Annotated in this window: 22 protein-coding genes; 11 read left to right on the forward strand and 11 right to left on the reverse strand. The window is 70.7% G+C overall.

The genetic code is table 11. The features are described from left to right. Positions 1-390 precede the first annotated feature (390 nt). Positions 391-1,254, forward strand: a complete 864-nt coding sequence (locus IF04_RS0120400) for a TetR/AcrR family transcriptional regulator (protein WP_063829498.1) — start codon at positions 391-393, stop codon at positions 1,252-1,254. Here IF04_RS0120400 and IF04_RS0120405 read toward each other — a convergent pair. Then, on the reverse strand, positions 1,238-1,690 hold the full coding sequence (locus tag IF04_RS0120405) for a GNAT family N-acetyltransferase (protein ID WP_030259533.1): 453 nt from the start codon (positions 1,688-1,690) through the stop codon (positions 1,238-1,240). The genes IF04_RS0120400 and IF04_RS0120405 overlap by 17 nt on opposite strands. Before the next feature lie 136 nt (positions 1,691-1,826). Continuing rightward, positions 1,827-2,306: a MarR family winged helix-turn-helix transcriptional regulator gene (locus IF04_RS0120410; RefSeq protein WP_030259536.1), complete on the reverse strand. Its 480-nt coding sequence runs from the start codon at positions 2,304-2,306 to the stop codon at positions 1,827-1,829. Positions 2,307-2,438: 132 nt separating this feature from the next. On the opposite strand from IF04_RS0120410, the gene IF04_RS0120415 reads away from it, so the two are divergent. Both IF04_RS0120415 and IF04_RS0120420 read left to right on the forward strand, forming a co-directional pair. Continuing rightward, on the forward strand, positions 2,439-3,689 hold the full coding sequence (locus IF04_RS0120415; RefSeq protein ID WP_030259540.1) for an MFS transporter: 1,251 nt from the start codon (positions 2,439-2,441) through the stop codon (positions 3,687-3,689). Positions 3,690-3,792: 103 nt separating this feature from the next. Continuing rightward, entirely contained in the window at positions 3,793-4,230 is a 438-nt protein-coding gene (locus tag IF04_RS0120420) for a GlcG/HbpS family heme-binding protein (protein ID WP_030259543.1), read from the forward strand. Position 4,231: 1 nt separating this feature from the next. On the opposite strand, the gene IF04_RS0120425 is transcribed toward IF04_RS0120420, so the two are convergent. Further along, positions 4,232-4,792 carry a hypothetical protein gene (locus IF04_RS0120425; RefSeq protein WP_030259546.1) on the reverse strand — a complete coding sequence of 187 codons (561 nt, stop codon included), beginning with the start codon at positions 4,790-4,792 and terminating at the stop codon, positions 4,232-4,234. Between the two features lie 169 nt (positions 4,793-4,961). Here IF04_RS0120425 and IF04_RS0120430 point away from each other — a divergent pair, with 169 nt between their 5' ends. The 3 genes from IF04_RS0120430 (at position 4,962) to IF04_RS0120440 (ending at position 8,533) form a co-directional block, all read left to right on the forward strand. Next, positions 4,962-5,603 (forward strand): HAD family hydrolase, encoded by a 642-nt coding sequence (locus IF04_RS0120430; protein ID WP_030259549.1) that lies wholly within the window; start codon positions 4,962-4,964, stop codon positions 5,601-5,603. 401 nt (positions 5,604-6,004) lie between these two features. Next, positions 6,005-7,495 carry a globin domain-containing protein gene (locus tag IF04_RS35885; RefSeq protein WP_030259551.1) on the forward strand — a complete coding sequence of 497 codons (1,491 nt, stop codon included), beginning with the start codon at positions 6,005-6,007 and terminating at the stop codon, positions 7,493-7,495. Between the two features lie 309 nt (positions 7,496-7,804). Further along, complete coding sequence (locus tag IF04_RS0120440) at positions 7,805-8,533, forward strand: pyridoxamine 5'-phosphate oxidase family protein (RefSeq protein ID WP_051831442.1); 729 nt, start codon at positions 7,805-7,807, stop codon at positions 8,531-8,533. Between the two features lie 120 nt (positions 8,534-8,653). On the opposite strand, the gene IF04_RS0120445 is transcribed toward IF04_RS0120440, so the two are convergent. From IF04_RS0120445 to IF04_RS0120460, 4 genes are all read right to left on the reverse strand, one after another. Then, positions 8,654-9,133, reverse strand: coding sequence for an NUDIX domain-containing protein (locus tag IF04_RS0120445; RefSeq protein ID WP_030259556.1), 480 nt, complete (start codon positions 9,131-9,133; stop codon positions 8,654-8,656). 151 nt (positions 9,134-9,284) lie between these two features. Then, positions 9,285-10,181 carry a LysR family transcriptional regulator gene (locus IF04_RS0120450; protein ID WP_030259558.1) on the reverse strand — a complete coding sequence of 299 codons (897 nt, stop codon included), beginning with the start codon at positions 10,179-10,181 and terminating at the stop codon, positions 9,285-9,287. Between the two features lie 226 nt (positions 10,182-10,407). Then, complete coding sequence (locus tag IF04_RS0120455; RefSeq protein WP_030259586.1) at positions 10,408-11,580, reverse strand: cystathionine gamma-lyase; 1,173 nt, start codon at positions 11,578-11,580, stop codon at positions 10,408-10,410. Between the two features lie 233 nt (positions 11,581-11,813). Further along, on the reverse strand, positions 11,814-12,191 hold the full coding sequence (locus IF04_RS0120460; protein WP_030259589.1) for a phage holin family protein: 378 nt from the start codon (positions 12,189-12,191) through the stop codon (positions 11,814-11,816). 48 nt (positions 12,192-12,239) lie between these two features. Between IF04_RS0120460 and IF04_RS0120465 the strand changes: the two genes are divergently transcribed. The 4 genes from IF04_RS0120465 (at position 12,240) to IF04_RS0120480 (ending at position 14,701) form a co-directional block, all read left to right on the forward strand. Then, positions 12,240-12,557, forward strand: a complete 318-nt coding sequence (locus tag IF04_RS0120465) for a cupin domain-containing protein (protein ID WP_030259591.1) — start codon at positions 12,240-12,242, stop codon at positions 12,555-12,557. Between the two features lie 200 nt (positions 12,558-12,757). Continuing rightward, positions 12,758-12,961: a DUF5326 family protein gene (locus tag IF04_RS0120470; RefSeq protein ID WP_030259594.1), complete on the forward strand. Its 204-nt coding sequence runs from the start codon at positions 12,758-12,760 to the stop codon at positions 12,959-12,961. Positions 12,962-13,393: 432 nt separating this feature from the next. Continuing rightward, the gene (locus IF04_RS0120475) at positions 13,394-14,170 is read left to right on the forward strand and encodes an IclR family transcriptional regulator (protein WP_030259597.1); all 777 of its coding nucleotides are present in this window, start codon (positions 13,394-13,396) and stop codon (positions 14,168-14,170) included. Between the two features lie 105 nt (positions 14,171-14,275). Next, positions 14,276-14,701 (forward strand): SsgA family sporulation/cell division regulator, encoded by a 426-nt coding sequence (locus IF04_RS0120480; RefSeq protein WP_030259600.1) that lies wholly within the window; start codon positions 14,276-14,278, stop codon positions 14,699-14,701. A 17-nt stretch (positions 14,702-14,718) separates the two neighbouring features. Here IF04_RS0120480 and IF04_RS0120485 read toward each other — a convergent pair whose 3' ends face one another. Continuing rightward, positions 14,719-16,098 (reverse strand): YibE/F family protein, encoded by a 1,380-nt coding sequence (locus IF04_RS0120485; protein ID WP_030259603.1) that lies wholly within the window; start codon positions 16,096-16,098, stop codon positions 14,719-14,721. A 217-nt stretch (positions 16,099-16,315) separates the two neighbouring features. On the opposite strand from IF04_RS0120485, the gene thiC reads away from it, so the two are divergent. Further along, on the forward strand, positions 16,316-18,100 hold the full coding sequence (gene thiC / locus IF04_RS0120490; protein ID WP_030259606.1) for a phosphomethylpyrimidine synthase ThiC: 1,785 nt from the start codon (positions 16,316-16,318) through the stop codon (positions 18,098-18,100). 70 nt (positions 18,101-18,170) lie between these two features. Here thiC and IF04_RS0120495 read toward each other — a convergent pair whose 3' ends face one another. From IF04_RS0120495 to IF04_RS0120505, 3 genes are all read right to left on the reverse strand, one after another. Next, positions 18,171-19,253, reverse strand: coding sequence for a hypothetical protein (locus IF04_RS0120495; protein WP_030259610.1), 1,083 nt, complete (start codon positions 19,251-19,253; stop codon positions 18,171-18,173). 207 nt (positions 19,254-19,460) lie between these two features. Next, entirely contained in the window at positions 19,461-20,696 is a 1,236-nt protein-coding gene (locus IF04_RS0120500) for a metallophosphoesterase (RefSeq protein WP_245654447.1), read from the reverse strand. Positions 20,697-20,945: 249 nt separating this feature from the next. Then, the gene (locus IF04_RS0120505; RefSeq protein ID WP_030259614.1) at positions 20,946-22,046 is read right to left on the reverse strand and encodes a LacI family DNA-binding transcriptional regulator; all 1,101 of its coding nucleotides are present in this window, start codon (positions 22,044-22,046) and stop codon (positions 20,946-20,948) included. Between the last annotated feature and the right edge of the window lie 90 nt (positions 22,047-22,136).

Consider the following 22,136-nt stretch of genomic DNA (forward strand, 5'->3'; position numbering starts at 1 on the left):
GCGAGTATTCGCCGGCAATTCACCTGAAAACGGAGTGCTGGGCCCTCTAAGTGCCCTAATTTATGGGCGAGTTGAGCGCTGCGTGGACAGGGGCGGGGGCGAGGGCGAGTTCCGCAGGTGGCGAGTCTCGCAGGGCAGCGAGTCCCGAGGGTGGCCGAGGTCGCGGCGGCCAGTTAACGGCCGGCTCCCCGGGGGTGGTCCAGCCACGTCTCCATAAACGGAGGGCACAACCCGTTTCTGTCGCAGTTTTTCGTCGGCTCTTTTCGGCGGCGCGCCGGATACGCGGTTGTCGATCATGCTTTTAGCGGCCCTTAGAATCGGAATGCCCGGCCCGTTTATCTACGCGGTTTCCGGGACAGAGGCGCAGCCGTTTCGAGGAGGCCGGGGAGAATGCCGGAGACTGGGTCCGCTGCATTGCGCGCCGACGCGCGACGCAATAGGGCGCTCGTGCTGCAGGCGGCCCGATCCGCCTTTGAGGAACGCGGGTTGACCGTTCCGCTTGGAGAGATCGCACGGCGCGCGGGGGTGGGGGCGGGCACCGTTTACCGCCATTTCCCGTCCAAAGACGCCCTGTTCAGGGCGACAGTCGCGGACCGGTTGCGGCTATTCACCGATACGGCACGGGACTTGGCCGATGTACCGGACCCCGGCGAGGTCTTTTTTCGGTTCATTTCCTCGGTGGTCAGGCTGGTCGCGCAGAACAAGGCGATGTGCGCCGCACTGGAAGGGGCGACGGTGACCGATGTGCGTCCCGTACTCCCGGGACTGGAAGAGGAATTCTGGTCGGCGCTGGACGTGCTGCTGCTCAGGGCTCAGCGGGCCGGCGCGGTGCGTAAGGACGTGTCCATCGTCGATGTACGGGTGCTGTTGACCGGATGCATGGCGATGGAAGTCCGCCGGTCGGCGGCGTCCGACGGGCCGGGAGAGGCGCCGGGGGAGGGGGTTTCGGGCCGTATGACGGCCCTGATGTGTGACGGACTGCGGGCCGGGCGGGACGTAACGAAACTCCCGTTCGAACCCGCAGAGAATAACGAAACTGCGTGCGAAGAATGCGGCGGACCTGTGCGAATGGCGCATACCGGCCGGCCCGCCCGCTACTGCGGCGGGGCCTGCCGGCAGAAGGCGCATCGGACCCGGTCCAGGGCGCGTTCCGGAGATACCGCAGCGCCTGAGACGGAGCCCGCCGACGGGTCCGCGGATGGGTCCACGACCGGTACCGCCGATGGCCCCGCCGAGGTCACAGCTGGCGCTTGAAGCCCAGGTGGGAGGCGTCGAAGCCGATCCGCTCGTAGAACCGGTGGGCGTCGACGCGGGTGGCGTCGGAGGTCAGCTGTACCAACTCCACGCCGAGCGCCCGGGATTCCTCCACCGCCCAGTCCATGAGCCGGGTGCCGAGGCCGCTCCCCCGCTCCTCGGAGTGGATGCGCACGCCCTCGATGATCGACCGGGTGGCGCCGCGCCGCGAGAGTCCCGGAATGACGGTGAGCTGGAGGGTGCCCACGACGCGGCCGGCGCGTTCGGCGACGACCAGGTGCTGGTTCGGGTCATCGGCCAGCCGCTTGTACGCCGTACGGTACGGAGTCAGGTCGTCCGGGGACTCGCGGGTGGCGCCCAGTGCGTCGTCGGCCAGCAGCGCCACGATGGCGGGGAGGTCCGCTTCGGCCGCCCGGCGGATCTTGAAATCGCTCATGCGCGCGACCATATGCCGTGTGCGGCCCGTGTCCCAGGGGTCTTGCGCGTAGCGCACACCACTCTTGATCTCCTGGCGCGCGGCACTCCCGACCGGCGCACAGCACTCCTGATCAGGTGGTGTGCGCCAGGTCGGATCAGGCCTCGGCCGGTACGGCCCCCGCAGCCATGCCCTCCACCGCGGCCACCAGGGGCGCCAGCTCCGGGCGCCGCGCCGCCTCGCGCAGCGCCTCGGACAGCGCCGCGTCGTGCGTGGGGCGCGCCTCCTCCAGCAGCTGGTGGCCCTGCTCGGTGACGTTCGTGTAGATGCCGCGGCGGTCGTCGGGGCACAGGTAGCGGGACAGCAGCCCGCGCTCCTCGAGCCGGGTGACCAGGCGCGTCGTCGCGCTCTGGCTGAGGACGACCGCGTCGGCGACCTGGTGCATGCGCAGGTGGCCGCCCACGCCGTCGTGCTGCTCGCTGAGCACGTTCAGGACGGAGTACTCGCGCACGCTCAGTTCGTGCCCGTCCTGCAGGGCGCGCTCGATGTGCGCCTCGATCCGGCCGTGCAGGACGGAGAGCGCGCACCACCCCTGGGCGAGGCCGGGTGCGCGGACCGTCTGCTGGCACTGCGTCATGAGAACCCTCCTTTGGGTCGTACTCCTCAGGGTAGGCCACCCGCGAAATAGCCCGCGCTTGCAAGTAAACCGCGTCTGCAATTATTGTGAACGCGCCAAACCTCCCCCTGCAACGTTTTGAAGGGCCCAGTCATGCCTCTCGCACTTCTGGCGCTGGCCATCGGCGCCTTCGGAATCGGCACCACCGAGTTCGTGATCATGGGGTTGCTGCCGGAGGTCGCCGCCGACTTCGGCGTCTCCATCCCCACCGCCGGCTTCCTGACCACCGGCTACGCGCTCGGTGTCGTGGTCGGTGCCCCGCTGCTGGCCGTCCTCGGCGCCCGCGTCTCGCGCAAGCGGATGCTGATGCTGCTGATGGGCCTGTTCATCGCGGGCAATCTCGTCTCGGCCGTCGCCCCCGTCTTCGGTGTCATGCTGGCCGGCCGGGTGATCGCCTCGCTCGCGCACGGCGCGTTCTTCGGCATCGGCTCGATCGTGGCCGCGGGCCTGGTCGCGCCGCACAAGAAGGCCGGCGCGATCGCGATGATGTTCACCGGCCTCACCGTCGCCAACGTCGTCGGCGTCCCGGCCGGCACGTTCATCGGCCAGAGCGTCGGCTGGCGCGCGACCTTCTTCATCGTCGCCGCGCTCGGCGTACTGGGTCTGCTGGGCATCGCGGCGCTCGTACCGGCCGACCGCCGCGAAGCGGGCGCACCGCAGCGCACGCACCTCCGCGGCGAGCTCGCCGCCTTCCGCAACCCGCAGGTCCTGCTGGCCATGGCAATGACCGTGCTCGGCTTCGGCGGCGTCTTCGCCGCGATCACCTACATCGCGCCGATGATGACCGAGGCCGCCGGGTACGCCGACGGGTCCGTCACCTGGCTGCTCGTCCTCTTCGGCATCGGGATGGTGGCCGGCAACCTGATCGGCGGCAAGTTCGCCGACCGCGCGCTGATGCCGATGCTGTACGTGGCGCTCGCGGCGCTGGCCGTCGTGCTCGGGACCTTCACGTTCACCGCCTACGACAAGGTTGCCGCCGCCGTCGCCATCCCGCTGATCGGCGCCTTCGGGTTCGCGACCGTACCGCCGCTGCAGAAGCGGGTGCTCGACCAGACCGCGGACGCGCCCACGCTCGCCTCCGCCGTCAACATCGGCGCCTTCAACCTCGGCAACGCGATCGCCGCCTGGCTCGGCGGCCTGGTCATCTCGGCCGGCCTCGGCGTCACGGCCCCCAACTGGGTCGGCGCGCTGCTCGCCGCCTCCGCGCTGGTACTGGCCTTCTGGTCGGCCGCGCTGGAACGCCGGGACCGGGCGGCCGCCGGCGGCACCGGCCGGGTCGTCGCGGGCGGGACGGCGGAGCAGAGCGCGGCGGAGGAGACCGCGGCGGCACCCGTGCGGGCGTGACTCCTTGAGTGGCTGCTCGCCCCGGTAAGCCTCCCGGCTCCGTTCCCTCCCACGCACCACCCCTCGTACTCGTACCAAGCACCACCCCCAAGGAGCACCACCCATGAGCACCCCCGACCCCATCGCCGCCGTCCGCCCGCTCACCACCGGGGACGTGGACGCCCTCGTCGAAGCCGCGCGGCGGGCCGCCGACGGTGAAGGCGTACGCGGCAGCATCACCGTGCTGGACGCCGGCGGCCACCTGCTCGGCTTCCGGCGGGACGACGAGGCCGTGCTGATCTCGGGCGAGACCAGTACCCGCAAGGCGTACACCGCGCTGCAGCTCGACGCGCCCACCGCCGACCTGGTCGACCTGGTCCGTCCGGACGGCCTCTTCCACACGCTGCCGACCGCCCTCGACCGGCCGCTGCTGTTCATCGCGGGTGGCGTACCGCTGCACCGCGACGGCCGGCTGATCGGCGCCATCGGCTTCGGCGGCGGCGCGCCGGAGCAGGACCACCGGATCGCCGTCGCCGCCCGTCAGGCCGCCGGCCTGGAGTGATTCACCGTCCGGCCGTCCGGTCGACCTGCTCCGGCCGCCGCCCGCGCTCCCCGCGCAGGCGGCGGCCGCGGGCTGTCGGGCCCCAGGGCTTCAGTACGGAGATCGCCGTCAGGAAGACGTACAGCGTGAGCGCGACGGCCGGTGCCACGACGAGATCGGGCTCCGGGGGCGCCGGCCGGCCGGCTGCCACCGCGCCGACCGCCGCGTGGATCTGCGTACGCAGCGCGAGGGCGGTGGCGACGACCGCGCCCAGCGTGAGCCAGAACTTGGTGACCACCCACCGGTGCTGGGCCAGCCCCCACGGCGTGCCGAGCGAGAGGACGAGGCCGGAGACCAGGGTGAGCGCCGCGAGCGGGATGATCAGCCAGTCGATGAAGATCTTCATCGAGCGGTAGGCGGCCGCGGCGAGTTGCGGGGCGGCGTCGGCCCCGGCGGCACCGCCCGCGGTCGATGCCGCGATGCCGAGCGCCAGCAGGCCGAGCGTGAGCCCGAGCCAGCCGACGGAGACGACGACGTGGACGACGAGGGTGGCCCGGCGTGCGGGACGGCTGAGCTGCTGCATGTTCACCACCGTCGCGCCCGGTGGCCCGCGGCGCGTCTGACGGCGGGAGTATCCGCCGGTACGCGCGGACGAGTACGGAGATCTGTACCGACCGGAGATGTACTGGCCGGAGCCGGCCGACGCGTCCCGGCCCGCCCGTCACGCGGTACTACCGCCTACCCTCGCCCCCATGGCCAAGCTGCACCTCTTCGACCTGGACGGAACGCTGCTCTACGGGTCCGCCGCCGCCGTGGAGATCGCGCGGCAGCTCGGGCTGGAACGGGAGACCGGCGAGCTGGAACGCGCCTTCGCGGCCGGCGAGCTGACTCCGCCGCGCTTCGCGCAGCTGGCCTGCGACCTGTGGACCGAGCTGACCCACGCCGATGTCGCGGCCGCTTTCGAGGCGGCGCCCTGGCTGGCCGGCATCCGGGACGTGTGGGCCGACATCCGCGAGCGCGGGGAGCGCTGCGCGGTGATCTCCCTTTCGCCGTCCTTCTTCGTGGACCGGCTGCTGGGCTGGGGCGCCGACGCGGCGTACGGCTCGCGCTGGCCGGACGTGCCGTTCCGGGAGCGGGTGGACCCGGCCGGCATCCTGTCCGCCGGGGCCAAGGTGCGGATCGCCGACGAGCTCTGCGCGTCGTTCGGGCTGAGCCGGGCCGACTGCGTGGCGTACGGGGATTCCCGCTCCGACGTGGAACTGTTCGCGGCCCTCCCGGCGTCCGTGGCGGTGAACGCGGATCATCACGTCAGCGAACTCGCGACCTTCGCGTACGCGGGACGGGACCTGCGGGAGGCGTACGCGCTGACGCTCGGCGGGAAGGCCGGCGGATGAGCCCACCGGCTCGCGCCACCATCCACGGCACCGGCCGGTTCACCCGGAACTCACCAGGGCTTCACCGGGGCGTCGGCGGGCTGCCGCGGAACGGGGCTTGTGGATTCGTCCGCTCCCGGTATGGTCGACTCCGATTCACCGGGCGGGCGCGCCGCGGGTTGTCCCGGCGCACGTCCGGAGTCCGCCAGCCTACCGGCAACGCGCCCTGCGTTACCGGGCCTTCAGGCTGTCCGCCCGTACGTACGGGTGCGGGCTGACATGCTGCGGAGGCGTGCGGAGACGGGAACTGCGTTGGGTGTGACACGAGTCGGAGCTGCCCCGCTTTCGCGGGTATTGCCCGGCTAGCGGTTGCCGATCAAGAATGCGAAGACGTTCCACGACCGTTCGAGGCGAGGCAGACCATGGACGCTCCGACCACCGCGTCGGCCGGTAACGGCGCCGACGGTGACAGTGGCGCATGGGGTTGGTTCACTCCCTCTCCCGCCAAGTCACCGGAAAAGCCCACCGAATCGACTGAGGCCACCGAATCAGTCGAAGCGATCAAATCCGCTGAATCAACCGAATCGAATGAAGCGGCAGCCGACCGGGCGGTTCCTCCGACCGCTCCCCGCGCGACTCCTGAAGCCGCTTCTCGGTCCGGCGCCCGGACCGCCACCCTCCCGCCCCGCCGTGAGGTCCCGGCTGCGGCCGGGCCCGTGCCGGAGTCCGCGCTGGAGGCGTCGGTCCGTACGCAGCGGCCCGCCGCGGCCGAGGCGTCCGCCGACGCGCTGCTCATCCGGCGCACCATGGCGGAGATCGAGCCGGTGGCGGACCAGGTCACCTCGTACTTCTACGCGCTTCTCTTCGTCCGCCACCCCGACCTGCGTCAGCTCTTCCCGGTCTCGATGGACGAGCAGCGCGACCGGCTGTTCAAGGCGCTGCTCACCGCCGCCCAGCGGGTGGACGACGACGCGTCGCTCACCGAGTTCCTGGCGCACCTCGGCCGCGGCCACCGCAAGTACGGCACGCTGCCGGAGCACTACCCGGCCGTCGGTGAGTGCCTGCTCGGGGCGCTCGCTCGTTACGCCACGCTGAGCTGGGACGGCGAGGCCGAGGCCGCCTGGATCCGCGCGTACACCAAGATCTCGCAGATCATGATCGACGCCGCCGCCGAGGACGAGGCCACCGCGCCCGCCTGGTGGGACGCCGAGGTGGTCGCGCACGAGCTGCGCACGTCCGACGTCGCGATCGTCACCGTGCGGCCGGACCAGCCGTACCCGTTCCTCGCCGGGCAGTACACCAGCGTGGAGACGCCGTGGTGGCCGCGGGTGTGGCGGCACTATTCCTTTGCCTGCGCGCCGCGCTCGGACGGCCTGCTCTCCTTCCACGTCAAGGCGGTACCGGCGGGCTGGGTCTCGGGTGCGCTGGTGCACCGGGCGCGGCCGGGCGACGTCATCCGGCTCGGCCCGCCGGGCGGCTCGATGACCGTCGACCACACCACCGACAACGGCCTGCTGTGCCTGGGCGGCGGTACGGGCATCGCGCCCATCAAGGCACTGGTCGAGGATGTCGCCGAGCACGGCCGCCGGAGGCCGGTGGAAGTGTTCTACGGTGCCCGTAGTGATCATGACCTCTATGACATCGACACCATGCTGCGGCTGGAGCACGCCCATCCCTGGCTGTCCGTGCGCCCGGTGATCTCCAGCGGACCGACGGGCGGTGTGTACAGGAGCATCAGCGGGCGGCTGCCGGACGCGGTGCGGGAGTACGGCCCGTGGGGCGAGTACGACGCGTATGTGTCGGGGCCGCCCGGCATGATCCGCAGCGGCGTGGACGCGCTGGTCGGCGTCGGCGTCCCGTCGGACCGTATCCGGCATGACGCCGTTGAAGAGCTTGTCGCGGCGGGAGAGTAGTACTTGAGCACCGAAGACAGCAGCCGCTGGGGTTACTCGCGCGAGCCTGCGGGTCCGTATCCGGACGAGTACGCGGTCCAGTACCCGGACCGGTACGCGAGCGAGTACCCGGACGTCTACACCTACGAGCCGGCCGCCCCGGCTGCTCCCACGCACGAGCGGCCCGGCTCGACTGCCCACCCGCACGAGCGGTCCGGTCCGGCTTCGCAGGCGTACGAGCAGCCGGCCGCGCGGCCCGTGCCGAGCTGGGCCGTCGAGGAGCCGGCCGAGCGGCCCGGCAGCGACGGTGAGCACCTCGTGCAGCAGCAGATGGGAACGACCGATCGCGCCGACCGCTTCTACCGCGACCAGGTCCTGGACCACCTCAACTCGCGCATGCGGGAGTTCGTCGGCCGTCAGGAGATGTTCTTCCTGGCGACCGCGGACGGGAACGGCGAGTGCGACTCGACCTTCCGGGCCGGGCCGCCCGGCTTCGTACGTGTGCTGGACGAGCGCACCCTGATCTACCCCGAGTACCGCGGTAACGGCGTGCTGGCCTCGCTCGGCAACCTCTCCGAGAACCCACGGCTGGGCATCCTCTTCGTGGACTTCCTGCGCGACCGGATCGGCCTGCATGTGAACGGGCGGGCCTGGGTCGTCCCGGACGAGGAGATGCGGGTGCGCCACCCCGATCTGCCGGTCGACCCGGTGCCCGGGCGGCGCGCACAGCTGTGGGTGGCGGTCGAGGTGGAGGAGGCGTACATCCACTGCGCCAAGCACATACCCCACCTGCAGAAGGTCCCCCGGCAGGAGCGCGGCGACCGCGCCTGGGGCACGGACGACATGAAGCGCAAGGGCGGCGACTTCTTCGGCGCGGCGGCCGAGGCGGCCGAGCGGGCCCCCTACCGGCGTCGGGAAGAGGCACCGGCAGCACCGGCGCCGGCTCGTCCTCGCACTCCCGACCCCTCCTCGTTCCAGGAGGAGGCGGAGCGAGTACTGGCGCTCGTGCAGCAGCGGGCACCGGCGGACCCCGGCGAGTTCCGCGGCTGGTTCGGCTAGCCCGGCAGTCGACCCCTGTTTCACGTGAAACATGTCGTGTTTCACGTGAAACAGCCGGAAGCGGCACGACGTGGACGCGGATGTTTCACGTGAAACGGACGGTTCGCGCGGGGCAGGCCGTCAGCCCAGATCGGGTGCGTGCAGCGCCCGGACGCCTTCGATGTTGGCGTCGAGGTAATGCCGCAGCGAGAGCGGTACGACCTCGACGGAGGCGATCCCGACGCGGGTGAATGGCACCCGCACGATCTCGTACTCCCCGCACGGCTCCTCCACCTCGGGGCCGTGCCGCCGAGTCAGGTCCATGGAGTCGAGTCGGCAGACGAAGAAGTGCTGCACCTTCACGCCGTCCACGCCGCCGTCCGTGACGTGCTCGACCGTGTCGACGAAGACCGGTACGACGTCCTTGACCTTGGCGCCCAGCTCCTCGTCCACCTCCCGGTGGAGGGCATCGATCACGGTGGCGTCCTCGGGCTCCACGCCGCCGCCCGGCGTGATCCAGTACGGGTTCCGTCCCGGCTTGGTGCGCTTGATCAGGATGAGGTCGTCACCGTCGAGCAGGATCGCGCGAGCGGTGCGTTTGACGACTGGCCGTACGGTCATAGGGGACAGATGCCGCTTTCGACGGCTGGTGAAACCCGCGTCTTGCGGGGCGCGTGACATCCGGTCGCGGGCGTGCCGGATACGCCCCGGTCAGCGCCGGAACGAACCCCTCCATGCCGTTCACCAGTGCGGTAGCTCTACCCGCCGTCGGTCACCAGGCCGCCGCGGCCCGCAGCAGCCACTCGTGCGCGCGGGCGATGTGCGGCAGGGCGAGCGTCCCGGTGCGGACGACGAGGAAGTATGTGCGCAGCGGCGGCACCGGTGGGTCCAGCAGCGAGACCACCTCACCGCGGTCGAGCGCCGGTGCGGCGAGGTAGCGCGGTACGACGGCGAGCCCGGCACCGGCCGCCGCACAGGCCAGGACCGCACGCAGGTCGGCGGCTATCACGGCGGCGGGGGCCGTGGGTCGGGTGTCGAAGACGGCGGACCAGTAGCGGGTGACCAGCGGCAGGCTTTCGTGGACCTCGACCACCGGTACGGAATCGAGGGCCTGCGGGCCGCGGTCCTGGAGGCCGGCCGGGCCGCCGAGCCGGTCCGCCCAGCGGGGCGCGGCGACCAGAACGTGCTCCTCGTCGCACAGCGGGGTCGCGGTGAGCAGCCCGCCGCGCGGCCGGGCGGTGGTGACGGCGAGATCGTGGTGGCCGGCGGCGAGCCCGCTGAGCAGCTCCTCGGCGGACCCGAAGGAGGTACGGACGGCGAGGCCCCGGTCGATGAGCGGGGCGAGGGCCGGGAGGGCGCGTTCGGCGGCGAATTCCGGGGGCCCGGCGAGATGGAGGGTGCGGGTGACGGATTCCTCGTCGAGCCCGGCTTCGGTGATCTCGGTGAGGGCGTCGAGATGCGGGGCGATCTTGTGGGCGAGTTCGTCGCCGACGGTGGTGGCGATGACCCCGCGCGGCCTGCGCAGGAACAGCGGGCGGCCGAGCTGGCGCTCCAGTGACCGTATCTGACTGGTCACCGCGGGCTGGGAGAGTCCGAGGAGGGCGGCGGCGCGGGTGAAGGAGCCGGCCCGGTGCACAGTGACGAAGGTGCGCAACAGCGCCAGATCCATCCATACCCCCTTCTTCTGGAATGCCTGCTCGCGGGGCCACTATAAATTTGTCGATAGGGCTGTGTCGCTAGCGTGATTGGACACTGACGCTGAGTCAACTAGCCTTGATTGTGCGGTTCGTTGCGCATTGAACCGAGGGCGGTCCGAGCCAAGAGGGGGGAGGCTCGGACCGTCTGCTGTGCGTACGGCCGGTACCGGCCCGACGGGACCGCCGGCCGGAGCGGTATCAGGCGGTACTAGCTCCGCGCGTGGCCCCGTCCAACGCCTTGTCCAGCGCCCGGAGTACGTCCGCGACCAGGTCCTCCGGGTCCTCGACGCCGACGGAGAAGCGGACGAACCCGTCCGGTACGGCGTCGCCGCCCCAGCGTCCACGCCGCTCGGCCGTCGACCGTACCCCGCCAAAACTCGTCGCGTCGTCCACCAGCGTCAGTTCGGCCAGAAAACGTTCCGCGTGCGCCTTGTCCGGCAGGACGAAGGAGACGACGCAGCCGAAGCGTCCGGGGCGCATCTGGGCCACCGCGCCCACGTGCGCGGGGTCGGTCGGCAGCCCCGGGTGGCGCAGCCCGGTGACCTCCGCGCGGTCGCGCAGCGCCTCGGCCAGCGCCAGCGCGCCCGCCGCCTGCCGCTCGACGCGCAACGCCAGCGTGGCCAGCGACCGGTGCGCGAGCCACGCCTCCATCGGCCCGGGGATCGCGCCGACGGTCTTGCGCCACTGCCGGACGGAGTCAGTGAGCGCCTGGTCGCGGGTGGTGACGTACCCGAGCAGGACATCGCCGTGGCCGGTCAGCGCCTTCGTACCGCTGGCCACGGAGAAGTCGGCGCCGAGGTCGAGCGGGCGCTGGCCGAGCGGCGTGGCGAGGGTGTTGTCGACGGCGACCAGGGTGCCCTGGGCGTGCGCGGCCGTGGCGAGCCGGCGGATGTCGCAGACGTCCAGACCCGGATTGGAGGGCGTCTCGATCCACAGCAGCCGGGCGCCGTCCAGCACGTCGAGCTGGGCATCCCCGGCGGTGGGGGCGGTGCGGACCTCGACGCCGTAGCTCTCCAGGCGCTCCCGGACGGCGGGCATGAGCTGGTAGCAGTCGTTCGGCAGAACGACCACGTCGCCGGTGCGGACCTGGGAGAAGAGGACGGCGGAGATCGCGGCCATTCCGGAGGCGAAGACCGAGGCGTGGGCAGGCTCGCCGGGCGACTCCAACTCCGAGATCGCCTCTTCGAGGAGGGTCCAGGTCGGGTTGGACTCGCGGCCGTAGGTGTACGGCCCGGTGGCGTCGCCCGGCAGGTGGTAGTGGGCCGCGAAGACCGGCCCCGGGAGGGTCGGGTGGTACGCCTCGGCCTCGGGAAGGCCGGCCCGTACGGCCCGGGTGCTGTCGCCGGTGCTGTGCGCGTCGTCGCCTGTCATGGGCTCGTCCCCGCCTCCTCGTCGTGCGTCTCCGGGCCCGGTCGGCCCGGCCCGGACGACCGCGAGCAGGCCCTCGCAGGCGACCTCGGCCATGGCCGGCCGGTCCTCGAAGCCTGCCACGCCGCCGTAGTACGGGTCGGGAACATCCGCACCGAGAACGGCCGTGGCGTGCGTCACGGTTGCCGGGGCAAGCGCCCGCAGCAACCGGACGGAGAACGATCGTGCCGGCGCGGTCAGTCCTTGTCCGGCAGGATCACGTGCAGCGCCCAGGAGACGATCGAGACGATCAGGCCGCCCAGTACCGCGGTCCAGAAGCCGTCGACGTGGAACGCGAGGTCGACCTTCCCCGCCAGCCAGGACGTCAGCATCAGCATCAGGGCGTTGATCACGAGCGTGATCAGGCCCAGGGTGAGGATGAAGAGCGGGAACGACAGCAGCTTCACCACGGGCTTCACGATGACGTTGACCACACCGAAGATCAGCGCGACCAGGATCAGCGTCCAGACCTTGTTGCCGGTGCTGGTGCCGGTCAGCGTGATGTCGCTGAGCAGCCAGGTGGCCACGGCGAGTGCCGCGGCGTTGGCGAGCGTCTTGACCAGAAAATTCTTCATGGTGGGATCGTCGCAGACACGACGGCGGCAGTGAGGGGTGCGCGGGTGATGAAGGCGTTCAGGCTGGAGGAGCTGGAGGCGGAACGGGCCGCCAACGACGGCGCGTATCTGCAGTTCCTGCGGGAGCGGAACATGTCGGCCGGGCTGTACGCACTGGACGCCGGCAGCAGCGATCCGCAGGCGCCGCACCAGCAGGACGAGGTGTACCTGGTGGTGAGCGGGCGCGCGTCGATCACTGTGGGGATGGAGACGACGCAGGTCGCGCGGGGCAGCGTGGTGTACGTACCGGCCGGGGTGCCGCACAAGTTCCACCACATCACCGAGGATCTGCGGGTCATGGTGATCTTCTCGCCGCCGGAGGGCTGAGCCGGCGGGCCCGGCGGCCTCCTCCCGGCAGCCGAGGCGGGCCTTCCGTACCCGTAGGGGAAGGCTCAGGGGACAGCCGGGGCCGCGGGGCCCCAATGCGGCCGGGCGGCGCCCTAGCATCGATGGTGCAGGGCGGGATCGGACAGGAGCCGGGCGGGCCGGGCGAGTACCGGGCGACGACCAGAAAGCAGGGCAGAGCAATGGCCGTGAAGGAGATTTTCGCGGGACTCCCGTGGTGGGTGAAGTGGGTCGCGGTGCCCGTCATCCTGCTGGTCGTCTTCGGGGGACTGATCGGCAGCGTGGTGGGCTTCCTCGTCGGGCTGCTCTTCAAGATCCTGCTGGCGGTGGCACTGATCGCCGGTGTGGTTTACCTCGTCCGCAGGTTCACCGGATCGTCGTCCTAGCTTTCACTCGGTGAGCTGCGAGTTCATCGCACAGCGAGCGGTGATACCGCGCCAGTGGTGATACCGCGGTGAATCGCCGGGCGTCCCGTTCCCCAACAGGGGGTATCGGGGCGCCCTTTGTTCGTTCTGTGGTCCGTACCGCTGTCCCTGCGCGTGGGTTTGCCCTTACGAACTGGTGTCCGGGGCGCTCGCGGCGGGTGGGCTTCCGGCTAAGTCAAGAAATGCGCCGCCTGAGGTAATTCGCAAGCTAATCGACCTGCCGTGCGCAGCGCTCACGTTAGAGTGCCGACGCGGGGCATCTTCCGGATGCCGGCGTTCCGGAATGTCCGGCCGGTCCGGGCGGCACGGACGGTGTCCGGAAAGCGCACGCGGCACGGGCGCGGGGCCCGAGCCCGGGGTCGGTACCCCGGCGACCTGTCCTGGGGGTTGGTCTTGGCCACGGCGAACGACGCATCCACGACTTCCCCGACGCTGATCGGCTCCGTCCAGCGGGCGCTGCGCCTCCTCGAAGCGGTGGCCGCCCACCCGCGTGGCGCGCCCGCCAAACAGCTGGCCAGGGAGACCGGTTATCCACTCCCGACCACGTACCACCTGCTGCGCACCCTGACCCACGAGGGATATCTCCAGCGCGAGAACGGTGTGTTCCTCCTCGGCGAGGCGGCCGAGCTCATCGGCCGGTCCGGGGCGCGCCGCCGGCGTTACTCCCGGATCGCGCAGGCGCTGTCGGCGATGGGCCAAGAAGTGGGCGCCGCGCTGTACTTCGCGGTGTACCGCGCGGGCGAGGTGGAGGTGGTCGCGGTGAGCGACGATCCGGAGCGGCCGCCGGTCGAGGAATGGGCGGACTTCCGTACGACTGCTCACGCGCACGCGATAGGCCAGTGCCTGCTGGCCCAACTCGACGAGGAGCGGCGGAAAGATCATCTTTCCCGGCACCAAGTGCAGTCGCTCACGCCCCATTCCGTACGGACGGAGGGTGATCTGCTGCACCGGTTGAACACGGTGCGTAAGGCCCAACTCGCCGTCGAACGCGAGGAATATGCCGTCGGTACGGTCTGTGCGGCAATTCCCATTCAGGTCGGTTCGGTGGCGGCGACCGTGGCGATTTCTCTCCCCGCAGGTGAGGCGGAGAGACTGCCGGCTGTTACCGAAAAGGTGCAGAGGATGGCGGAGTCGACCCTTATGACGCTGGCCTTCTCTATCAGTATCTGAAAAATTACTCCTTGTGATCTGTCGGCAACTGGTCGACGATGGCGTCAATAGCGGTCGGCGGATCATTACCGGCCACTTCGATCAAGTAGTGCGGGGCAGTGGTTGATGAGCCAAACAGTGCAGGCAGAAGTGATGATGAGCTTCATCGTCTCCGAAGAACTCGCCTTCCGGATTCCGGTGGAGCTCGATTTCGACAGTGCCGATCCCTATGCCGTGCGCTTCACGTTCGATCTCCCGGGCGATGCCCCGGTGACCTGGGCGTTCAGCCGGGAGCTCCTCCTGGACGGCCTGAGTCGGCCGGCCGGTGAAGGGGACATTCACGTGGAGCCGGCCTCGGGCGCGCACCTCAGTGATGTCTTCGTCAGTCTCCAGGTGGGCTCCGAGCAGGCCCTTTTCCGCGTCGGCGCGGCTCCGCTGGTCGCCTTCCTGGACCGTACGGACCGGCTGGTGCCGCTCGGCCAGGAACAGATCTGCGGCACCCTCGACGCGGAGCTGGACCGGATCTTCGCGAACGCGCAACGGGCGGGCTGACCGCCGGTCCGGCCCGGTCAGCGCTTGCGGCGGCGGCCCCGTCCACCGCGCCTGCTGCCCGGCTGCCCGGGCCCCGGACCGGCCGCCCGGCCGTGCTCCGTCTGCGGACCGCTCCGGTCGCCGCGGTCGGCGGAGACCACCAGTACCGCCAGCAGCGTGGTCAGCGGTACGGACACGACGAGCCCGATACTGCCCACGAGCGTCCGGATGATCTCCTCGGCCACCATCTCGCTGCCGGCGACCGTACCGAAACCGCTGCGGGCGATGGAGAACAGCAGGAGCAGCGGGAGCGCGGCGCCCGCGTACGCCAGTACCAGCGTGTTCACCACCGACGCGATGTGGTCCCGCCCGATCCGCATCGCCGCCCCGTAGATCTGCCGCCGGCTCGCCGTCGGATCGGCGTCCCGAAGCTCCCACACGGCCGCCGTCTGGGTCACGGTCACATCGTCCAGGACGCCCAGCGACCCGATGATGATCCCCGCCAGCAGCAGACCGCGGATCTCGATGCCCGGGTAGAGGCTGTGCACCAGTCCCGTCTGGTCGTCCGTGTTGCCCGTCAGCTGAGCCCAGTCGGTGAACACCGATCCCAGCAGCCCGATCAGCAGCAGTGACGCCAGCGTGCCGAGCACCGCGACCGACGTACGGGCCGTCAGACCGTGGCACATGTACAGCGCGATGAGCATGATCGCGCTGCCTCCGACCACCGCCACCAGCAATGGATTCGAGCCTTGCAGGATGGCCGGCAGGATGAAGACGGTGAGGACGGCGAAGCTCGCCGCCAGCGCGACCAGTGCCAGTACCCCGCGCAGCCGCCCGACCACCACCACCGCCAGCGCGAACACCGCGGCCAGCACCCACATCGGGAAGGTGCGGTCCACGTCGGTGACCGAGTACTGCAGGTCCCGGGGCGCCTTGGGCGCGTACGCCACCACGACGTCCTGGCCCTCGGTGTAGCGGCGCGAGGCGTCCGGCGTCACCACGGTCTTGAAGCGGTGCCCCGTGTCCTTGCCGGTGGTGACCTCGATGGTGGCCTGCTCGCAGCTCTGCGCCTTCTGCTGCGTGCCGCCGCCGGGTCCCGTCGGCGGCTGTTGCTGCTGCATCTGCTGCTGTTGCTGCGCGTTGACGTCCGCGCAGTCCACCTTCGTCAGCCGGACGACCCGCGCGGACTGGGTCTCCTGGTCGAAGCCGACCCCCGTCGGCTTGTGCGCGGGTGCGCCGCCGGGCCAGAGGGCGATCAGCCCGACGCCCACCGCCAGGGCGAAGGGGATCAGTACCGCGGCGATGACCTTGCGCAGGTGGCGGGAGACGGGTGCGGCGGGTCCGTGGCCATGACTGTGGCCATGCGTAGGCGGATGAGTGTGCGGCTGCGGCTGGGGCTCGGGCTCGTTGCGGGTCACCGCCCGATCATCCAACAACTCACCGGGCCCCCTGTTCACCACGCGGCATCGGCCGCTACCGTGGTGGCACCTTTGCAATCGCGGGAGCTCGGAGCACCGGGCTGAGAGGGCGCTGATTCCGTACCAGCGGTGTTTCACGTGAAACACCGACACGGAAAGAGCTGCGTCGACCGCCGAACCTGTTACCGGGTAATGCCGGCGTAGGGAGTGGGTCTCAATGACTCTGCAGGATGCACGCACGCCTGAAAACGGCCAGGGCGCGGAAGCTCAGGCTGCCACCGAGCAGATCGGCTGGCACAAGGGCTACATCTCCGGATCGCGCCCCGACCTCCAGGTCCCGGTCCGGCGAGTGCACCTCACCAACGGCGAGCACGTGACGCTTTACGACACGTCAGGGCCGTACACCGACCCCAACATCGAAACCGACGTCCGCCGTGGCCTCGCGCCGCTGCGGGAGAACTGGATCATCGCCCGCGGCGACACCGAGGAGTACGCGGGCCGGCCGATGCGTCCGGAGGACGACGGCCTCAAGCACACCTCGCCGCGTGGCGGCCTGAAGAACCTCGACGCGGTGTTCCCGGGCCGGCCCCGGCAGCCGCGCCGCGGCCGGGACGGCGCCGTCACCCAGCTCGCGTACGCGCAGCGCGGCGAGATCACCGCGGAGATGGAGTACGTCGCGGTCCGCGAGAACTGCAGCCCCGAATTCGTGCGGGACGAAATCGCGGCGGGCCGCGCGGTACTGCCGGCCAACGTCAACCACCCGGAGATCGAGCCGATGATCATCGGCAAGAACTTCTTGGTGAAGGTCAACGCCAACATCGGCAACTCCGCGGTGACCTCCTCCATCGAGGAGGAGGTGGAGAAGATGACCTGGGCGACCCGCTGGGGCGCCGACACGGTCATGGACCTCTCCACCGGCCGCAACATCCACACCACCCGCGAGTGGGTACTGCGGAACTCCCCCGTCCCCATCGGCACCGTCCCCCTCTACCAGGCCCTGGAGAAGGTCGACGGCAAGGCCGAGGAGCTCACCTGGGAGATCTACAAGGACACCGTCATCGAGCAGGCCGAGCAGGGCGTCGACTACATGACGGTCCACGCCGGCGTGCTCCTGCGGTACGTCCCGCTCACCGCCCGCCGCAAGACCGGCATCGTCTCCCGCGGCGGCTCGATCATGGCGGCGTGGTGTCTGGCGCACCACAAGGAGTCCTTCCTCTACGAGAACTTCGAAGAGCTCTGCGACATCCTCGCCTCCTACGACGTCACCTTCTCCCTCGGTGACGGGCTGCGCCCGGGCTCCATCGCCGACGCCAACGACGAGGCGCAGTTCGCGGAGCTGAAGACCCTCGGCGAGCTGAACACGATCGCCAAGGCGCACGGCGTACAGACCATGATCGAGGGCCCGGGCCACGTCCCGATGCACAAGATCAAGGAGAACATCGACCTCCAGCAGGAGATCTGCGAGGAAGCGCCCTTCTACACCCTGGGCCCCCTCACCACCGACATCGCTCCCGCCTACGACCACATCACCTCGGGCATCGGCGCCGCGATGATCGCCTGGTGGGGCACGGCGATGCTCTGCTACGTCACGCCCAAGGAGCACCTGGGCCTGCCGGACCGCGACGACGTGAAGACCGGCGTCATCACGTACAAGATCGCGGCCCACGCGGCCGACCTGGCCAAGGGCCACCCGGGCGCCCAGGAGTGGGACGACGCCCTCTCCGACGCCCGCTTCGAGTTCCGCTGGGAGGACCAGTTCAACCTGGCCCTCGACCCGGACACGGCCCGCGCCTTCCACGACGAGACGCTCCCGGCCGAACCGGCCAAGACGGCCCACTTCTGCTCCATGTGCGGCCCGAAGTTCTGCTCCATGAAGATCTCCCAGGACATCCGCCGCGAACACGGCGGCGACCTGTCCGTGGACCCCGAGGCCGGCATGGCCGAGAAGTCCAAGGAATTCGCGGCAGCGGGCAACAGGGTGTACTTGCCGATCGCGGACTGACCGCCGGCACGACCTGAACGCATGACGAGGAGGCCCCGGGAATCCCCGGGGCCTCCTCGTCATGGCGGGATCACTCCGGCTGGTGGTCCGGGCCGCCGTAGTCGGGGCTGGTGAAGTCCGGGCTGGTGAAGCGGGGGCGGGTGGCGGTGCGGTGGTCGTCCTCGGGGCCCGAGAAGCGGGGGTGGGTGTAGCCCAGGGTGGGCATCCGGCCGCTGTCCGGGGTGCGGTGCGCTACGTATCGTCCGGCGGCTTCGGGAGGCGGAGACGACTGTCCTTCTCCGGAGGCGGGCCCGGCCGGCTCTGCCCGGCCGGTCGCCTCGCTCGTGCCGGCCGGGTCCGGTGTGTGTTCCTGGACGGTGGCCGGGCTGTCCGTGACCGTCGGTTCGGCGGGTGCCACCGTGCTCGCGGGGACCGTCGCGCCCTTCTCCCGTTTACGGATGTCCGGCTCCGGAGGCGACTCCGGGGCCGCCAGGGCTTCCAGGAGGAAGGGGTTCAGGCCTCGTTCCTGTAGGGCCTGGAGCCAACGGGCCTTTGCCCGTTCGACCTCCTGGGCCAGCTCTGTGGGTTGGGAGGCGCGCAGGGACGTGGCGCCGTTGCGGAGGGCGGTGATCACCAGGCCGCCCATCGCGATGAGGATCGTCGCCGCGGTCAGGGCCGCGAAGACCCAGCCGACGCTGATCAACGGCTGGGCCAGGGGCTCGTCGGGGCTGACGGTGTGCAGGACGTAGCCGATGAGGAGGAAGAGGACCGCGGCGATGCCGGCCAGGACGGGCGCGAGGACCGTGACCATGGCGGCCAGTCCGGCACCGGTGGCCTCGGCGACCTCGCCCACCGTGGCGAAGCCGACGCCAGTACCGCCCGCGCCGTCACCTCCGCCCTCACTCGGTTCGGTACCGGACGTGGCCGGGCGCGCGGAGGCGGGCGCGCGCAACTCCGCGCGGAGCGCGACGTAATGCTGGTACTCGGCCGTCGCGCACGCGGCGATGGCAGTCGTGGCGCTGAGCGCCATGGTGCGCAGCTGCTCGGTGTTGAGGCGCATGCCCGTCGCGGCGAAATCCGGGCGGTCGGCCGCGGTGCGCAGAGCCTCGTCGAGGGCCCGCCGGAATTCCTCGCGGTCCTCGTTCAGCAGGTGCGGAGCGCTGTTCATGTGCATCCCCCGATGCTCCGTAGGGCCGTACGGGCCGGCGTGGGCCGGGCAGTTGGCGGGAAACGGAGGAGAGCCTGCTACGGATAGACCGATGGTAGAGCGCCTCCAGCACGGCGTGACAGAGGATTTCGGAAATTCGCTCCGCCCGTGACAAGCCCCCGGCCGCCCGGCACGCCCCGCCGCCGGCCTGTGGTACCCCTGCCCCGATACGGGTCAGACAGTCAGGGGGAGTTGAACGACGAGCAGCTTTCCGGCCATTGTGACGCCACCGTCCATGGCGACCGCCAGCCCGTCGGCGTACACATGCGGCTCTTCGACGGCCGGGTCCTCACCCTCGCCGTCCTCGGTGCCGACCTCGCCGAGGAGGTACGGAATGGGGCTGTGGCCGTGGACGATGCGCTCGCCGCCGTACGTGGCGAGCAGTTCGCGCACGGCCTGCGGCCCGGACTCGTCGCGGAAGGCGAAGCGCTTGGTGAGCTTGCGGAAGAGGTCCCAGACCTCGTTGGCGTCGCTGCGGGTGAGGACCTCGTGGACGGCGTCGTTGACGGCCTCGATGGAGTCGCCGTAGTCGAGGTACGCCGTGGTGTCCGAGTGCACGAGGAGGTGGCCGTCCTCCTGTGTGACGGCGTCCAGCCGGGCCATCCACTGCAGGTGGTGGTCCTGGAGGCGGTCCATGTCGGTCTTCTGGCCGCCGTTGAGCAGCCAGGCAGCCTGGAAGGAGGCGGTGCCGGCGCCGGACTGCACGGGGGTGTCACCGAACCGCTTGGCGCCGAGGAGCAGCAGTTCGTGGTTGCCCATGAGGGCCTTGCAGTAGCCGCCGGCCGCGGCGGCCTCGGCGGACAGCTGCATGACCAGGTCGATGACGCCGATGCCGTCGGGGCCGCGGTCGGTGAAGTCGCCGAGGAACCACAGCCGGGTGTTGCCCGCCGCCCAGTGGCCCTCGGCGTCGATCAGCCCCTCGGCGAACAGCGCCTCGCGCAGCTCGTCGTAGTAACCGTGCACGTCGCCGACGACGTACAGCGGGCCGCCGGCCTCGCCCTCGCCGACCTGCTGGAGGTCGACGGCGGGGTGGTCGACGAGCGTGTCCGTGTACGCGGTCGGGGTGCCGTCCGGGCCGACGACGGGGATGTCGCGCTCCGTGGGGGTGTAGTCGGCGGGCAGCTCGTCCTGCGGCAGCGTGGCCTGCGGGCCGGTGCCGTACGTGAGGCGCGCGTACGGCCGGGCCCTGGTCCGCACGCGGACCTCCGGGTTGAGGCGCTCCTGGGGAGCGGGCACGTCCTGGAGGACCTGGCCGGTCGTCCCCGGGCCGTAGCCGTCCGGAAGGGCCTGAGGGACGTATCCCTCCTGCGGTACGTACGCGCCATCGGCGGCGTACGCGTCCTGCGCACGACCGTCCGGTGCGGCCCCGGGAGTTCCAGGAGGAACGGGCGCAGGAGGTTGTGCTGCCATGGTCCGCACCATGGGTCCCAGACCGGCCCCCTGAGTCATCGACCCCTCCACCGTCGCGCCGCCGTGCACCTCGCGGACCTTGCCTGGTCGACGGCGGTCCGTGGTGTCGTGCGCCCATCATAGGAACGCCGCTCGCAGGTTGTGACGCACCCGGGGGTGGTCAATCGTTCGGAGCCCGGCGTTCCCTGCTATTTTCTCCCGGCTTCGCCCTCTTTTTCCCTGCGCGGCCGTGGCCGTCCGGCGGAACGCTCAGTCGCCGGACGGGCTGCGCGGTGGGCTGACCGTCGTACGTGGGGACCTTCGTTGAGACGAGGTGCGCACGATCAGGTCGGTCGGTATTACCTGCTCGACCGGGCGCCCGCTGTCGAGCCCTTCGATGGCGTCGATGAGCAGCTGGACGACGGCGGTGCCGATGCGCCGGGGTTTGAGCGAGAGGGTCGTGATGGGGGGTTCGGTCGTGGCGTAGACCGTGGACTCGCTGCAGCACACCAGCAGGAGATCGTCGGGGACCCGGAGGCCGTACCGGCGGGCGGCGGCGAGCAGGTCGGTGCCGTTGGGGTCGAAGAGGCCGTAGACGGCGTCCGGGCGGTCCGGACGGGCCAGCAGCCGGTCGGCGGCGACGGCGCCCGCGCACGGGTCGTGCGCCGGGTAGGACTCGTACACCGGGTCCTGGCCGACCCGCTCGCACCAGCGGAGGTACGCGGTGGTGGACAGGCGGGTGTAGGTGTCGGTGGTGGTGCCCGTGAGGAGGCCGATGCGGCGGGCGCCGGCGTCGGCGAGGTGCTCCAGAAGCCCCATGACGGCTGCCTCGTGGTCGTTGTCGACCCAGCCGGTGACGGGGAGGGTGCCACCGGGGCGGCCGTCGGAGACGACGGGGATGCCGTGCCGGACGAGCTCGGTGACGACGGGATCGCCGTCGGCCGGGTCGATGACGACCGTGCCGTCCAGCGCGACGTTGGACCAGACGTCGTGGCGGGAGGTCGCGGGGAGGATGACCAGGGCGTAGCCACGGGCCAGCGCGGCAGAGGTGGCGGCGCGCGCCATCTCTGCGAAGTACGCGAACTCGGTGAAGGTGAAAGGTTCATCCCCGTACGTGGTGACGGTCAGCCCGATCAGGCCGGACTTGCCGGTACGGAGCGTGCGGGCGGCGGCGGACGGGCGGTAGCCCAACCGGTCGGCGACCTCGCGGACGTGGCGACGGGTGGCGTCCGGAAGCCGGCCCTTGCCGTTGAGCGCGTCGGAGACAGTCGTGATGGAGACACCGGCTGCGGCGGCCACGTCCCGGATGCCTGCCCGCCCCAACCGGCGTCCGGTCGACCGGCTCACCTGGTGCTTCCCTGCTGCTGTCATGGCGAGCCGATAGTAGGGCTCGGAGGGGGCCATCGCGGGGCTCCCTTATGCGCAGGCGAAAGGCACGTTTCTGCATGCCGAAAGGCCGTC

The organism is Streptomyces violens (assembly GCF_000717745.1).
Classification (GTDB): domain Bacteria; phylum Actinomycetota; class Actinomycetes; order Streptomycetales; family Streptomycetaceae; genus Streptomyces; species Streptomyces violens.

Bases quoted from the DNA above. Each gene is read 5' to 3' on its own strand.
- IF04_RS0120400 (WP_063829498.1), top strand. From the start codon at position 391: ATGCCGGAGACTGGGTCCGCTGCATTGCGCGCCGACGCGCGACGCAAT.
- IF04_RS0120405 (WP_030259533.1), bottom strand. From the start codon at position 1,690: ATGAGCGATTTCAAGATCCGCCGGGCGGCCGAAGCGGACCTCCCCGCC.
- IF04_RS0120410 (WP_030259536.1), bottom strand. From the start codon at position 2,306: ATGACGCAGTGCCAGCAGACGGTCCGCGCACCCGGCCTCGCCCAGGGG.
- IF04_RS0120415 (WP_030259540.1), top strand. From the start codon at position 2,439: ATGCCTCTCGCACTTCTGGCGCTGGCCATCGGCGCCTTCGGAATCGGC.
- IF04_RS0120420 (WP_030259543.1), top strand. From the start codon at position 3,793: ATGAGCACCCCCGACCCCATCGCCGCCGTCCGCCCGCTCACCACCGGG.
- IF04_RS0120425 (WP_030259546.1), bottom strand. From the start codon at position 4,792: ATGCAGCAGCTCAGCCGTCCCGCACGCCGGGCCACCCTCGTCGTCCAC.
- IF04_RS0120430 (WP_030259549.1), top strand. From the start codon at position 4,962: ATGGCCAAGCTGCACCTCTTCGACCTGGACGGAACGCTGCTCTACGGG.
- IF04_RS35885 (WP_030259551.1), top strand. From the start codon at position 6,005: ATGGACGCTCCGACCACCGCGTCGGCCGGTAACGGCGCCGACGGTGAC.
- IF04_RS0120440 (WP_051831442.1), top strand. From the start codon at position 7,805: ATGGGAACGACCGATCGCGCCGACCGCTTCTACCGCGACCAGGTCCTG.
- IF04_RS0120445 (WP_030259556.1), bottom strand. From the start codon at position 9,133: ATGACCGTACGGCCAGTCGTCAAACGCACCGCTCGCGCGATCCTGCTC.
- IF04_RS0120450 (WP_030259558.1), bottom strand. From the start codon at position 10,181: ATGGATCTGGCGCTGTTGCGCACCTTCGTCACTGTGCACCGGGCCGGC.
- IF04_RS0120455 (WP_030259586.1), bottom strand. From the start codon at position 11,580: ATGACAGGCGACGACGCGCACAGCACCGGCGACAGCACCCGGGCCGTA.
- IF04_RS0120460 (WP_030259589.1), bottom strand. From the start codon at position 12,191: ATGAAGAATTTTCTGGTCAAGACGCTCGCCAACGCCGCGGCACTCGCC.
- IF04_RS0120465 (WP_030259591.1), top strand. From the start codon at position 12,240: ATGAAGGCGTTCAGGCTGGAGGAGCTGGAGGCGGAACGGGCCGCCAAC.
- IF04_RS0120470 (WP_030259594.1), top strand. From the start codon at position 12,758: ATGGCCGTGAAGGAGATTTTCGCGGGACTCCCGTGGTGGGTGAAGTGG.
- IF04_RS0120480 (WP_030259600.1), top strand. From the start codon at position 14,276: ATGAGCCAAACAGTGCAGGCAGAAGTGATGATGAGCTTCATCGTCTCC.
- thiC (WP_030259606.1), top strand. From the start codon at position 16,316: ATGACTCTGCAGGATGCACGCACGCCTGAAAACGGCCAGGGCGCGGAA.
- IF04_RS0120495 (WP_030259610.1), bottom strand. From the start codon at position 19,253: ATGCACATGAACAGCGCTCCGCACCTGCTGAACGAGGACCGCGAGGAA.
- IF04_RS0120500 (WP_245654447.1), bottom strand. From the start codon at position 20,696: ATGGCAGCACAACCTCCTGCGCCCGTTCCTCCTGGAACTCCCGGGGCC.
- IF04_RS0120505 (WP_030259614.1), bottom strand. From the start codon at position 22,046: ATGACAGCAGCAGGGAAGCACCAGGTGAGCCGGTCGACCGGACGCCGG.